The sequence below is a fragment of the Pseudarthrobacter sulfonivorans genome, from assembly GCF_014712225.1.
GTDB classification, from domain to species: Bacteria; Actinomycetota; Actinomycetes; order Actinomycetales; family Micrococcaceae; genus Arthrobacter; species Arthrobacter sulfonivorans.
The window spans coordinates 115,796-129,075 of sequence record NZ_JACXBW010000014.1 but is presented as its reverse complement, the minus strand read 5'-3'; the positions used below and the strand labels follow the sequence as shown (position 1 = coordinate 129,075).

General features: G+C 64.2%; 13 protein-coding genes. 6 read left to right on the top strand and 7 right to left on the bottom strand.

Going from position 1 to position 13,280, the window contains the following annotated elements; all coding sequences use genetic code 11:
* The first annotated feature begins 215 nt into the window (after positions 1 to 215).
* Complete coding sequence (locus IAQ70_RS17360; protein WP_190990566.1) at positions 216 to 1,217, top strand: acyl-CoA thioesterase; 1,002 nt, start codon at positions 216 to 218, stop codon at positions 1,215 to 1,217.
* On the opposite strand, the gene dnaB is transcribed toward IAQ70_RS17360, so the two are convergent.
* Positions 1,214 to 2,599 carry a replicative DNA helicase gene (dnaB, locus tag IAQ70_RS17355; protein WP_190990565.1) on the bottom strand — a complete coding sequence of 462 codons (1,386 nt, stop codon included), beginning with the start codon at positions 2,597 to 2,599 and terminating at the stop codon, positions 1,214 to 1,216. The genes IAQ70_RS17360 and dnaB overlap by 4 nt on opposite strands.
* A 668-nt stretch (positions 2,600 to 3,267) precedes the next feature.
* Between dnaB and IAQ70_RS17350 the strand changes: the two genes are divergently transcribed.
* Positions 3,268 to 3,720 (top strand): hypothetical protein, encoded by a 453-nt coding sequence (locus tag IAQ70_RS17350; protein WP_190990564.1) that lies wholly within the window; start codon positions 3,268 to 3,270, stop codon positions 3,718 to 3,720.
* 2 nt (positions 3,721 to 3,722) lie between these two features.
* Positions 3,723 to 4,292: a hypothetical protein gene (locus IAQ70_RS17345; RefSeq protein ID WP_190990563.1), complete on the top strand. Its 570-nt coding sequence runs from the start codon at positions 3,723 to 3,725 to the stop codon at positions 4,290 to 4,292.
* Positions 4,293 to 4,363: 71 nt separating this feature from the next.
* On the opposite strand, the gene IAQ70_RS17340 is transcribed toward IAQ70_RS17345, so the two are convergent.
* Both IAQ70_RS17340 and IAQ70_RS17335 read right to left on the bottom strand, forming a co-directional pair.
* On the bottom strand, positions 4,364 to 4,990 hold the full coding sequence (locus IAQ70_RS17340) for an FMN reductase (protein WP_190990576.1): 627 nt from the start codon (positions 4,988 to 4,990) through the stop codon (positions 4,364 to 4,366).
* 90 nt (positions 4,991 to 5,080) lie between these two features.
* The gene (locus IAQ70_RS17335; RefSeq protein ID WP_317983695.1) at positions 5,081 to 5,941 is read right to left on the bottom strand and encodes a PhzF family phenazine biosynthesis protein; all 861 of its coding nucleotides are present in this window, start codon (positions 5,939 to 5,941) and stop codon (positions 5,081 to 5,083) included.
* Between the two features lie 65 nt (positions 5,942 to 6,006).
* On the opposite strand from IAQ70_RS17335, the gene IAQ70_RS17330 reads away from it, so the two are divergent.
* Positions 6,007 to 6,429: a DUF1801 domain-containing protein gene (locus tag IAQ70_RS17330; protein ID WP_190990562.1), complete on the top strand. Its 423-nt coding sequence runs from the start codon at positions 6,007 to 6,009 to the stop codon at positions 6,427 to 6,429.
* A gap of 174 nt (positions 6,430 to 6,603) precedes the next feature.
* Here IAQ70_RS17330 and rplI read toward each other — a convergent pair whose 3' ends face one another.
* The 4 genes from rplI to rpsF form a co-directional block, all read right to left on the bottom strand.
* Positions 6,604 to 7,056, bottom strand: a complete 453-nt coding sequence (rplI, locus tag IAQ70_RS17325; protein WP_190990561.1) for a 50S ribosomal protein L9 — start codon at positions 7,054 to 7,056, stop codon at positions 6,604 to 6,606.
* 17 nt (positions 7,057 to 7,073) lie between these two features.
* On the bottom strand, positions 7,074 to 7,313 hold the full coding sequence (rpsR, locus tag IAQ70_RS17320; protein WP_003800144.1) for a 30S ribosomal protein S18: 240 nt from the start codon (positions 7,311 to 7,313) through the stop codon (positions 7,074 to 7,076).
* 123 nt (positions 7,314 to 7,436) lie between these two features.
* The gene (locus tag IAQ70_RS17315) at positions 7,437 to 8,012 is read right to left on the bottom strand and encodes a single-stranded DNA-binding protein (protein ID WP_190990560.1); all 576 of its coding nucleotides are present in this window, start codon (positions 8,010 to 8,012) and stop codon (positions 7,437 to 7,439) included.
* 73 nt (positions 8,013 to 8,085) lie between these two features.
* Entirely contained in the window at positions 8,086 to 8,391 is a 306-nt protein-coding gene (gene rpsF, locus IAQ70_RS17310) for a 30S ribosomal protein S6 (RefSeq protein WP_078107099.1), read from the bottom strand.
* A gap of 464 nt (positions 8,392 to 8,855) precedes the next feature.
* Here rpsF and IAQ70_RS17305 point away from each other — a divergent pair, with 464 nt between their 5' ends.
* Both IAQ70_RS17305 and IAQ70_RS17300 read left to right on the top strand, forming a co-directional pair.
* Positions 8,856 to 11,543: a helix-turn-helix transcriptional regulator gene (locus IAQ70_RS17305; RefSeq protein ID WP_190990559.1), complete on the top strand. Its 2,688-nt coding sequence runs from the start codon at positions 8,856 to 8,858 to the stop codon at positions 11,541 to 11,543.
* A 151-nt stretch (positions 11,544 to 11,694) separates the two neighbouring features.
* On the top strand, positions 11,695 to 13,278 hold the full coding sequence (locus tag IAQ70_RS17300; protein WP_190990558.1) for a sugar transferase: 1,584 nt from the start codon (positions 11,695 to 11,697) through the stop codon (positions 13,276 to 13,278).
* The last annotated feature ends 2 nt before the right edge of the window (positions 13,279 to 13,280 follow it).

Below are 13,280 nucleotides of genomic sequence, written 5' to 3'. Positions count from 1 at the left end.
CCCACCGCATTCCCCCGCATCCCCCGCATCCCCCAAATCCACGGACCCCCACCCCGGACGCTCTCTCACTTAATGCGCGTCCGAACGGAACGCTCTGTCACTTTTCGATCGGAAAGTGAGAGAGCGTTCCGCGTTTAAGGCCATCTAGTGCGAGAGGGTCCGGGTGGATGCGTCACAAGTGGGGCGGAGCGTGCGCAAGCTCTAATGTGGGCAGCATGACTGAGACCGCGGCAAATTCCGTCACCCTGCGCTTCCTGGCAGCCCCCACGGACGTGGGCCACAGCGGTTCAGTGGATGCCGGCACTGTCCTCGAATGGGTCGACAAGGCCGCCTACGCCGCCGCGGTGGGTTGGGCCAAGTCATACTGCGTGACCGCCTACGTGGGGAACATCCACTTTGCGGACCCGGTGAACAGCGGCGACATGGTGGAGGTGGAAGCCACCATCGTGTACACCGGCCGTTCTTCCATGCATATCCGTACGGTGGTTTCATCGGGCGATCCCAAGGGCGGCCCTGCCACGATGCGCAGCCAGTGCATGGTGATCTTCGTGGCGGTGGGCGACGACGGCAAGCCCATCCCCGTGAAGCAGTTCGAACCCGTCACCGCGGCCGAGATTGAAGACCGCGACCACGCCCTGGCTCGGGTCAGGATCCGCGAGCAGATCGTTGAAGCCATGAGCGCCCAGGAATACACCGACGCCGGAACCGCGGAACGTGTGACGCTGCGGTTCATGGCCGCCCCAACAGATGTGAACTGGGGAGGCAAAGTCCACGGCGGCATCGTGATGAAGTGGATCGACGAAGCCGCGTACGTCTGTGCCTCGCGGTATTGCGGGAAGGACACGGTAGCCGTGTTCTCCGGCGGCGTCCGCTTCTACCGGCCTTTGCTGATCGGCCACGTGGTGGAGGTCGAAGCCCGGCTGGTCTACACCGGGACCAAAGGCATGCACATCGCCGTACACGTCCGCTCGGGAGATCCGAAGGGCGGCGAACTCAACCTCACCACCTATTGCCTCACCGTGATGGTGGCGCGTGACGCCGACGGCAACTCAGTGCCCGTCCCCCCGTGGGTGCCGGTGACGGACGAGGACAAACGCCTGCACGCCCACGCGCGTGAACTACTGGAGATCCGCGGGACGGCACCGGGAAACCGGCTGCCCAACCACCTGCTGCAGCAGCAGGGTCAGGGAGCCGGTTCCGGGCAGGGCCAGGCTTAGAAGCCGCCTCCGCCGCCGGCATCCGCTGCCATGTTGGCAAAGCGCGAATAGTGGCCTTGGAAGGCAACCACAATGTCCTTGGTGGGACCGTTACGGTGCTTGGCGATCAGGATGTCTGCCTCGCCGGCACGTGGTGACTCCTTGTCATAGACGTCTTCGCGGTGCAGCAGGATCACCATGTCCGCGTCCTGCTCGATGGAGCCTGATTCGCGGAGGTCCGAAACCATGGGCCGCTTGTCCTGGCGCTGCTCGGAGCCACGGTTGAGCTGTGACAGGGCAATGACCGGAACTTGCAGCTCCTTGGCCAGGAGTTTGAGCGCACGGGAGAACTCAGAGACTTCCTGCTGGCGTGATTCCACCTTCTTGCCCGAGCTCATGAGCTGAAGGTAGTCCAGGATCACCAGTTTGAGGTCGTGCTGCTGCTTGAGGCGGCGGCACTTTGCCCTGATTTCCATCAGTGACATGTTGGGGCTGTCATCAATGAAGAGCGGGGCATCATTCATCCGGCCCATGGTGGTGGCGATCTTGGACCACTGCTCGTCCTTGATGGTGCCCTTGCGCAGGTCCTGGAGGCCGATGGTCGCCTCGGCGGACAACAGACGCATGGCGATCTCGTTCCGGCCCATTTCGAGCGAGAACATCACCGTGGCCAGGTTGTTCTTGATGGCTGCCGACCGGGCGAAGTCCAAGGCGAACGTGGACTTACCGACGGCGGGGCGGGCGGCGATGACGATCATCTGGCCCGGGTGCAGGCCGTGGGTGAGCTCATCCAGCTCGTAAAATCCCGTGGGCACACCGGTCATTCCTTCGCCGCGGTGTCCGGAGGCCTCGATCTCGTCCACCGTGGATTCCATGACGTCCTTGAGGACAACGTAGTCCTCGGCGGTGCGCCGCTCCGCCACGGCGTAAACCTCGGCCTGCGCCTGGTTAACCAGATCCTCCACCTCGCCGTCGGAACCGTAGCCCAGCTGGACAATCTTGGTGCCGGCATTGACCAGCCTGCGCAGGACGGCGCGCTCGGCCACGATCTCGGCGTAGTATCCGGCGTTGGCGGCCGTAGGTACGGTCTGAATGAGCTCGTGCAGGTAGGCGGGGCCGCCGATTCTGTTGATCTCCGCGCGCTTGGTCAGTTCGTCCGAGACAGTCACGGCGTCGGCAGGCTCGCCCCGGCCGTAAAGGTCGATGATCGCTTCATAAATGGTCTCGTGCGCGGGCCTGTAGAAGTCCTGGCCGCGGAGGATCTCCACCACGTCAGCAATGGCATCCTTGGAGAGCATCATGCCGCCAAGTACGGACTGTTCCGCCGGGATGTCCTGGGGAGGCTTGCGGCTCGATTCCGATCCGCGGGTACCCTCGATCGAGTCCAGGTGCGTTACTGACAAAGCTGCCGTCCTCCGTTGTGTGCCGCGATGCGCGGCACGTAAGCCATTTATCCTGCCGGGGGCCGGCCTGTTGAAGTTCAATAGGCCGGCTAACATTCAGGTCTACCAGCGGCCACTGACAACGTAGGCCGCCCCGCTCGAGGTGGAGTCGACGGCCGGGCGCGCGGGAGTTATCCCCACAATCCACAGGTTATCCACAGAAAGCTCAGCCCCCGGAAAGGAAGCCCGTTCAGTGGCGCCAGCTGCTGGCGGCGCCGTCCATCGCTCCCAAATACAGGTATCCCGCAACGGTAGCCGCCCCCGCTCCAGCCTCCAAGCCAGCCATCGTCGGGGGCTGTGGATAACCTGTGCACTACGCGGCATTGCTTGTGCACAGCCTGTGCATGAACCTGTGGAAACAAAAAATCTTTACCGCACATGGTGGCCCTGACCTGCACAAACGCCGTTCGGGACATGTGGACTAAATATTTTTTTGCGAAACCTTCATCCACAGCTTGGGGATGGGCGAGGTTGAAAACAGGCGGGTTGTATGGGTCGGCGAGCAGCGAATCATGCCGTCTTGGTGACGAAAATTACAGTTCTCCCATTTTTTGACCGCAGGGCCAATCCGCTGTATGCAGCCAAAGGAATGTGCTGTGGATAACGGTCATCTGGCATAAGCTCTAAGCATGGGCGACATACTGATGGTGTTACTGCCGGCCGGAATCCTGGTGGCAGTCCTATGGACGCTCACAACGGCGCTGAGGCCGCGCGATACCGGGACCTCCGATGCCGAAAAGTATCAGCAGGACCTCGCCAGGCGTTCGGCTGCCCACTACGCTGAGCAGGTGCGGTTGGCAACTGCCGTGCGCGCCCGGCTCGAAGCGAATACGCGCCCAAGCCAAAACGAACAGCAGCAGTCGCAGCAGGAGGATCACGCCCGCGCCGCACTGCGGGCGCACTCCGGGACAGGCGCCCCGGCGCACGGCAATACGCTGCCTGGCGGCCTGTTCGATCCCCAGCTTGCCATGCAGCTCCAGACGATGGTTCGCGATGGGCACAAGATCCAGGCCATCAAGCTCCTGCGCCAAGAAACCCACACCGACCTGGCCACCGCCAAGAAGTACATAGATCGGCTTTAGAAATGGAATCGCTCGTGATCCCCGTTATCATCCTCGCGGTCGTGGCTGCCGGCGTTGCGCTGGCGGCCCGCGCAATCGGCAAGAGGCAGGCATCCGCCAGGGAGGCCGGCACGGTCCAGGCACCTGACGCGTCCGGGCTGGCCCGCCTGGCCGCCGCCAAGCTTAACGAAGAGCAGCACCAGAGGCTGTATGCGCTGATTGCACAGGGGCAGGCCATGGCGGCCATCAAGTTCTACTACGAATCCACAGGCGATGGCCTGCGGGCCTCCCGGGACGCCGTAGGGGCCCTGGCCGCCCATCCCCAGCCCTACCGCGGTCCGCAGCCACAGGCTGCGGACCTTGAGGCCGACGACGACACACCCCAGCGTTTCCCGTACCGCTACCGCGCCATTGCCAGCAAGGGCGACGTCACGCGGGAGGTCAGCAGCAACATGCTCAATGATGAAATCTACGGGCGGATCCGCACGCTTGCCCGCAGCGGCGACATCGAGGGCGCGGCAACGGCGCTCACCAGGCACTCTGACATTTCCCTGAAGCAGGCCCGCGAGTTCATCGCCCTCCTCGACGACTAGGAGCCGCCTTCATGCCTTCCCGGGCGGCTGTGAGTACGGCCGCCCGGACGCATAGCGCTGAGGGGCAGGTGCTACCTTCCGCCCGAGATGCCGGCCAGCAGCTGCTCAAACGGCAGGGATTCCGCCACGGCCGCCTTCCGGCCCGGTTGCGCACCCTTCAGGAGAGCGGCGAACTCTGACGCCGCCCGCTGCACCCGATCGGAGAGGGGCGAGGCGCCGTCGTCGGTGTTTCCCCAATCCTGGGGGCCGGCAAATACTGCCGTAGCGGTCATTCTGGTCCGAAGGTAGCTGAACAGCGGCCGCATGGCGTACTCCAGAACCATCTGGTGCCTGTCGGTGCCGCCGGTGGCGCCCAGCAGGACGGCCTTGCCCTCCAGGGACTTGGGGTCCAGGACGTCAATAAAGGATTTGAACAGGCCGCTGTAGGACGCGCTGAACACGGGGCTCACCGCGATGATGCCATCAGAGGCCTCCACGCCGGCGATGACGTCGGCAAGGCGGGGAGCCGCGTAGCCGGTGACGAAGTTATTCGCGATGTCCACCGCGAGGTCGCGAAGCTCAACCACGTCCACCGTCACCTGGTAGCTGGCGTCCGTTAGCTCGTGCTCCGCGGCAGCCGCGAGCTGGTCGGCGAGCAGCCGGCTCGAGGACGGCACACCCAGGCCGGCGGACAATACAGTGATGCGGCGGGTTTCCACCATGGACTCCTCAGGTTCGGTACAGACTACGCTACATGTGTTTGCATGTATCAGGGTAACCGGAGGGGTCCCGCGTTTATTCCACCCGGGCTACAGCAGTACAGTTCCACTGATGCGCGCGGCGGAAGTGCCGCCGACCCAGATGTCGCTGCCCTCAGCGTCCACATGGATCCGACCCGTCCGGCCCAGTGCCGTACCCTGCGCGGCCACGTACGACGACGGTGCGCGGCCACTGCCGATCAGCCATTGCGCGGCGCCGGCGTTGAAGCTGCCCGTGACGGGGTCCTCGGCTGCAGCGTCACCAGGGATGAAGGTGCGCACCTCGAAGTCCGCCGGCGCGTCCGCGGCGTAAGGGCCGATCACGCCAACTTTCAGGTCACCCAGGGCCGTGAAGTCCGGCCTGATGCCCAGTACCTGTCCGGCGGACCCCAGAAGCACACCGATCCACTCGGGGCCGTTGATCAGCCAGGAGCCGTCCAGCAGCGCATGGCGGGGCACGCGAAGGCCGTCCGCGATCTGCGCCATGTCCGCTTCGGCCACCGGGCCGGAGCGCGTCAGCGGCGGCGCAGCGAACGCCAGCCGACTGCCGTCGCGCTTCACGCGGACCAGGCCCGCACCGCATTCCTGGACCAGCACGCCCTCCTGCTTCGGGACGCCGCCGGCGTCCAGCCACGCCTGCGCCGATCCCAGCGTGGGATGGCCGGCAAAAGGGAACTCCTCGAGGGCAGTGAAGATGCGGACCAGGTAGTCGGCATCAGGATGCGTGGGCGGCAGCAGGAAAGTGGTCTCTGAAAGGTTGGTCCAGTTGGCGAATTGCTGCATCTGTTCCGTCGTGAGGTCCGCGGCTTCACCAACCACCGCGAGCGGATTTCCCCTGTACGGTTCGTCCGTGAACACGTCCATCTGGGTGAACGGACGACGGCAGGGCGCTGGGGAAGCGTTGTGGCTCACCGCCGCAGGCTATCACCCGGGGCGGCGTGCCTGACAAGCGGACCGTGCTCTGCCAGACTTCCATCATGGCTGAGAACAAGACCCAGGTGACCGGCGCGTCAGTGGACGAATTCCTGGCCGCAGTGGAACATCCGGTCCGGCACCGGGACGGCCTGCGGCTGCTCGAAATGATGAAGGAAATCACCGGCGAAGAGCCCGAAATGTGGGGGCCGACCATCGTGGGGTTCGGGCAGTACCACTACAGATACGGGAGCGGCAGGGAAGGCGACGCGGCTGCCGTGGGCTTTTCGCCCCGGAAGTCCAGCCTCTCGCTTTACGGGCTGACGTACGGGCCGGAGGCCGCTGAACTGCTGGCCCGGCTCGGAAAACACAAGACCGGCGCGGGCTGCCTGTATGTGAACAAGCTTGAGGATGTGGACGAGGCGGTGCTGGCTGAACTGATCAGGGCCGGCTACCGGCACGTGACCACGGTCCTCCACAGCCCCTGACCTCCCAAGCCCCTGATAATGCACCTCACAGTCACTTAATGCCCTTGCGGAGGCAAAATTGGGCATTAGCTGACCCCGCGTTGGGGTTAACGCGTTGGGGTTAAAAGGGAAACCCCCGCCGCCGGTTAGGGCAACGGGGGTTTCCCGCAGTTCAGGACTGCGTAGCCGGAAAGACTACTTGCCGCTGACTACGTTGAGTTCGATCACAGCGGCAACGTCAGCGTGAAGGCGGACGTTGGCCTGGTAGGAACCAACCGACTTGATGTGTGCCGGCAGTTCAACCTTGCGCTTGTCGATCTTGCCAAGGCCAGCGGCCTCAACAGCGTCGGCGACGTCGGCCTGCTTGACGGTGCCGAACAGGCGTCCGGTCTCGCCAGCCTTGACGACGAGCTTGACCGGCTTGGCGGACAGTGCAGCGGCCTGCTTCTGAGCATCTTCCAGGGAAGCGTGCTCGCGGGCGGCGCGGGCAGCCTTGATGGACTCAACCTGCTTCTCGCCACCCTTCGACCAGGTCAGGGCGAAGTTGCGGGGCAGCAGGTAGTTACGCGCGTAACCGTCCTTGACCTCGACAACGTCGCCGGCGGCACCGAGACCGGTTACTTCGTGGGTCAGAATGAGCTTTGCCATGTTAGTCAGTCCCTTCCTTAGCCGCGGCCAGCGCCGGAGTAGGGCAGCAGAGCAACTTCGCGGGCGTTCTTGATTGCCTGGGCGATCTTGCGCTGTTCCTGCACCGTGACGCCGGTGACGCGACGGGCGCGGATCTTTCCGCGGTCGGAGATGAACTTGCGCAGCAATGCTACGTCCTTGTAGTCGATGACAGTGATGTCAGCGGCCTTCAAGGGGTTGGACTTTGGTTTGGGCTTACGGAGTTCAGCCTTAGCCATCGTGGAGCTCCTATTCTTTGGAGCCCGTGGATGTTGATCCACGGGATGGTGGTGGTCCGACGGCGGCAGTCACCTGGTGCGTTGCGGCACCGGGCGGTCCCGGCGTCGGGCCTGGAGTTTGGTTTAGAAGGGAGGTTCGGAATCGGGGCCGTTGCCCCAGCCGCCTGCGTTGGAGACACCGGGCGTTGCCCAAGGATCTTCCTGTGCAGCCTGCTGGTTGCCGCCACCGAAGCCGCCGGAGTTGCCGCCCTGGTTTCCACCAGAGTTGCCGCCCCCGAAGCCACCGCCGCTGTTGCCGCCGCCGAAGCCACCCTGACCACCCTGACCGCCGGAGCGCTGGGTGCGGTTGACCTTGGCGTTGGCGTAGCGCAGGCTCGGGCCGATTTCATCGACTTCGAGCTCAATGACAGTGCGCTTTTCGCCTTCTTTTGTTTCGTAGGAACGGCTCTTCAAACGGCCGGAAACGATCACGCGCATGCCCTTGGTCAGGGACTCGGCGACGTTCTCGGCTGCTTCACGCCACACCGCAGCGCGGAGGAACAGGGTTTCCCCGTCCTTCCACTCATTGGACTGGCGGTCAAAGGTGCGTGGGGTGGAAGCGATGGTGAAGTTCGCTACTGCCGAACCTGACGGTGTGAACCGCAATTCCGGGTCATTGGTGAGATTACCGATGACCGTAATGGTGGTTTCGCCTGCCATCTACTGCCTCCTTGTTCGATCCTGGATGAAGAATTCGATCCTGCGGGGTAAAGAATGAAAATCGGAGCTGAAATTACTCAGCAACGACCTTCTGCTCTTCGGGGCGGGTGATCTTGGTGCGCATGATGGTCTCGTTAAGAGACAGCTGGCGGTCAAGTTCCTTGGCGGTTTCCGGCTTGGCGGTGAAGTTCACCACGGCGTAGATACCTTCAGACTTCTTCTTGATTTCGTAAGCCAGCCGGCGACGGCCCCAGATGTCAACCTTTTCGATGGTTCCACCATCGGTCGTGATGACGTTCAGGAACTTCTGAAGCGACGGCTCAACGGTACGCTCTTCGACCTCGGGGTCGATGATTACCATCAATTCGTAAGGACGCATATGTGAACCCACCTCCTTTGGGCTAAGCGGTTACGGCATTTCCGTAACAGGAGGTTCATTTGCGATGCCATGCGGGCCCGGCCAACGGAACGGAGGCAGGGCGCAGCACAGACTTCAATATCTTAGTGCATTTGGGACGGATAGGCGATTTCGCGCTTGAGCCAAGGGCTTGACTCAAGGCTAGGCGCCCCTGAATCCGGACCGTAAGCCTGAGTGCCGCTATGTGGAAAACCCTGCACCGCGGGGGCCTGCGGCGGGCCCTATGAGTACTCCTAGGTAGAGTACCTAGTCCGGTGATCCTGATGAATACTGTGGTGCGCCCGAGTCTCCGCGGGCTAAGTTGCATCCATCGGCTGGGTACCGTGAAGTTGGGCCCGGACAGTCAAGCAGCTGGCTGGACGGGCTTTGTCGTCACTGAAGTGCAGGGTAGCTGCAGGTCTCCTTCTTAAATGATTGGGGACTTCATGTCGTTAATTGGCCGAAACAAGGAGCTGGACAGGATCCTCGCGGTGATCCGGGGTCCGAAGGAATCAGCCCTCACGGTTGTAGGACGGCGGGGAACGGGTAAGTCGGCGCTGTTGGCCGAGATTCCGCGACTTTCCGAACACCGGACCGTTTTCCTGCGGGCGAGCGCATCCGAGTCCGACTGGCCCCTCTCCGGCCTCACTGCGCTGCTGAACGGAATCGACGATCCGGTCCTTGGCCGGTTCGCCGACGAACTGCTGCGGGATTCGGCCGGCGCCACGGACGTCGCCACCGTAGCCACGATGCTTCTCAATGGGCTTCATCAGCGCTCCTCCTCACGAACCATCGTCGTCATCGACGATGCTGACCAGCTGGACCCCAGCAGCCAGGCTGTCATCGGGTTCCTCGCCCGCCGCCTGGCCGGAACGGACATAGCGCTCTTCGCCAGTGTCCGGGATGAGGCGCCGGACAGCCCGTTCGGCAGCCTCCCTGCCCTGCATCTGAAGGCCCTGAACTACAACGACACTGTCCGGATGCTGGAGTCGATTCCTGCGCGGCAGAGTGCGACGACGGCGGTCCACGCTGTCGCCGCGGCGACGCAGGGAAACCCGCTTGCCGCCGTCGAGCTTTACGCGTGCCTGCTGGAACGCCACGCGGAAGGGAAGTACGCGCTTCCCATTCCCCTGCCCTCCAAAGGAAGCTTCGAATCAGAGTTCGCCGCGACGGTGGGCGCACTCACGCCGGCTGCCCGGAAAGGCCTTGACCTGATGTCACTGTCCTGCCGGAGCGACATTGCCACCCTGGAAAAGGTGCACGGCGAGCTGTGGACAGGCATGGATGAACTGTTGGCGAACGGCATGGTGCACAGGTCCGGTCCGCACCTGCGCATTCAGGACCAGCTCCTGCGAGGGTATGTTTTCGCCGCCATGACGCCGTCGGTCCGCACCGCCGCCCACCGCGCCCTGGCGGAAGCAGCCGGTGAGAGCGACCCGTACGCCCGCAGGTGGCATCTGAGCTTCAGCGCACTGGAACGCCAAACTCCTTTCGGCCTCCTCCGCTTCGCAGTGGACCTGATCCGTGCCGGTGACGTGCCCTTCGCCGTGGAATACATCGAGCGCGCGCTGACGATCAATCCCTGGGAGGCAGAGACGGCGGCGCGGCTCACGACCGTGGCCGAGCTGCTGTTCAACAGGGGGGAATTCGTCTACGCCAAGCGGTACCTGGACTGGGCGCGGCGGGTGACCCGCAACCCGGCCCTTATTCTTCGGTTGACGGGGCTGGCCTTTGGAATCCAGTTCATTCAGGGTGCCGCTGTGCGATCGAGCATGGTGCTGCGCCTGGTAAAGGAGTTCGGCCAGCATGACCCCGCTTACGCGGCCACTCTGTTGTCCGTCAGTTCACTCCATTACGCCGAGCGGTGGGAGCTGGACGACGCCGTCAGCCTGCTCCACCATGCCGACGGTTTCCGGGATGCCGCCTCCACGGACTGCCTCGCAGTGGCCGAGCGCGCCAAGCTCCTGATCGAGGCAATCAGGGGGAACACGGAGCATCACGGCCGCACCCACGACGCCGGCGGCACCGTGGCCAGCCTTTTGGTGCAGGGCCGCGCGCTGACCTATGCAGAGCACCATGAACTTGCCCGGGAAGCTTTCGCCATGGTGCGAAGTTCTGTTGGGGCCAGCAACATCAACTGGCGCGAGACGGCAGGATACCTCGCCGTAGACAATGAGATCCGGGCGGGGAACGTCCGGATGGCCATCCGGCTCATCGAGGACCTTGAACTCACCGAGCCCGAGACCAAGTACCACCGCGGGATGCGGCACATTTTCCGGGTGTGGCGGGCCCATTCCCTGGGCGATGAGGCACTGGCACAGCTCTATGTTGCTGACGCCCACCATTTCTCCGGGGCGGACAGCCACCCTGCCATCACTGCCCAGCTGGCTGCCTGCCAAGGGCACTTCGCGCTGATGCGCGGCAACCTGGCAGAGTCCTGCGCCCAACTGGCCCGCGCCGCGGAGATCGGCATGAGGTTCACCAATCCCACGCTGCTCCGGTGCGAAGCGGACCTCGTGGAGGTCCTGGTCCGGCTGGGCCGCCACCGCGAAGCCACCCAGGCCCTCTACCGGCTTGAGAGCCGCGCCGTCGGGCTGAGGTCCCCTTGGCTGCTGACGGCTGTAGCCCGCAGCCGCGCGATGCTGGCCGACGGCGAGCAGTCGCTTCAGCTGTTCAGCCAGGCGCTGGAGCGCCGGAACGGCCACGATTCGCTGCTGGAACGTGCCCGGACTTTGCTGTGCTACGCGGAGCGGCTGGGCGCCTTGGGCCGGCTGCGGGATGCCAGGGACGGGCTGTTGCGCGCAAAGGTGATGTTTGACGAAGCCGGCGCCGACGCCTGGACGCAGCACGTTGACTCGCTCCTTCTTGACGAACGGGCGGAGCCGGCGCGTGCGCCTCGCAACCCGGCCTTGCTTATGCTCGCCGACCACGAACGGGCCCTCGCGCAGATGGTGGCCCGCGGCATGCGCAACAAGGAAATCGCTGCCACACTTTTCGTCTCCATCCGGACCGTGGAGGTGCGCCTTACGGCCATCTACCGCAAGCTCGGGGTGGAATCACGGGCGCAGCTGACGGCCCTGGCCGCTGCCAAGGAAGCCGCCTCGCGGGAACCGTACGTCCTGCCGGCCGTCTAGGCTCCGCTGCCTTATTGCAGGTACCCGCAGTTTCCGCACTGTTCCCTTCTGCCACCCACATAGCCCTGGCTTTTCCCGCGGATAACCGCCAGTTCCGGGCTACTTTTGCAACACGGTCAGAGCAAACAACGCACACCCGGAAGGGGTCATCATGGTGGAAATTCCAGTCGCCCGGACCGGGCGAGCAGGTTTTGACTGGCCCGTTGCCTCCGTTGCTGCACAGCGGAATGCAACAGCGGCGTTGGCGGCAGCAGAAGCCGCAGGAACCCGGTTCCTGCTGCCGCCAGGCGCCGTCCCGGCAACGCACGCCCGCAAAGCCGGGGCCGCGTGGATCTCCACGCACATCAACCTTCTCCGCGCCGCCGACGCGCTCATGGTGGCGGGCGCCGTTTGGGTCGGGGACCTCCTGTCAGATGTGGGATTCATTCCCGGGATTGAAAGCGCCAGGGGCGGCATCCTGACCGCCGCCACCGTGATGCTGCTCTGGCTCGGGGCGCTGGAGATCTACCGGACGCGGGATTCAAAAGTCCTCGGCGTCGGGGCTGACGAGTATAAGCGGGTGGCCTCGGCGACGCTGCGGATCTTCGGACTGATGGCCATCGCCGCCGTTGTCTTTTCCGTCGACGGCGGGACCGCCTTCATGACGGTCTCCCTGCCGCTGGGGCTGATGGCCCTGACCGGGAACCGCTGGGCGTTCCGACGCCGGTTGGCCAAGGAAAAGACCCGCGGCCGGCACCTCTCAAGGGCCGTCGTCGTGGGCGAACCGGAGGACGTGCGGTATGTGGTGCAACAGGTGGCCAAGAGCTCGGGTCCGGTGTACGAGATTTTGGGAGTGTGCCTTCCCGGAGCACGCCGCGGGGGAAAGCTGGACGTGGACAGCCGTCAAATCCCCATCCTCTCGTCCACGGATGACATCGCCCGGACAGTGCGCCTGTCCGATGCGGACGCGGTCATCGTGGCTGGACCCCTGCCAGGGGGGAACAGGTTCATCCGGGAGCTCGGCTGGAAGCTGGAGGAATGTGCGGCGGAAATGGTCCTGGCGGCCACGCTGACAAACGTTGCGGGTCCGCGCATCCATTGGCGGCCCGTGGAAGGCCTGCCCCTGATGCATGTGGACATTCCGCAGTACTCGGGTGCCAAGCATGTGCTCAAGCGCGTGGTGGATGTGGTGATGGCGTTCGGTGCCCTCCTGGCGCTGTCGCCACTGCTTCTGGTGCTGGCCATCATCGTCCGGTTGGACAGCCCCGGGCCGGTACTTTTCCGCCAGGACCGGGTGGGCAAGGACGGCCACCCGTTCGGGATGTTCAAGTTCCGGTCAATGGTGGTGGACGCCGAGGCCCGTCTGGCGGCACTGGACCAACGCAATGAAGGCGCCGGCGTGCTGTTCAAGCTGCGCGATGACCCCCGGGTAACGCGCTGCGGCCGCTGGATGCGCAAGTACTCGCTCGATGAGCTCCCCCAGCTCTGGAATGTTGTTCTCGGCCACATGAGCATGGTGGGACCACGCCCGCCACTGGACCGCGAAGTCAGCGGCTATGAACGCCACACGCGCCGGCGCCTGCTCATTAAGCCGGGGATTACCGGCCTCTGGCAGATCAACGGCCGCTCAGACCTTGCCTGGGAAGAGGCCGTGCGGCTGGACCTCTACTACGTCGAGAACTGGTCCATCGCCGGGGACCTGCACATCTTGTGGCGGACTTTCCGCGCAGTCATCAAACCCTCCGGCGCTTACTAACA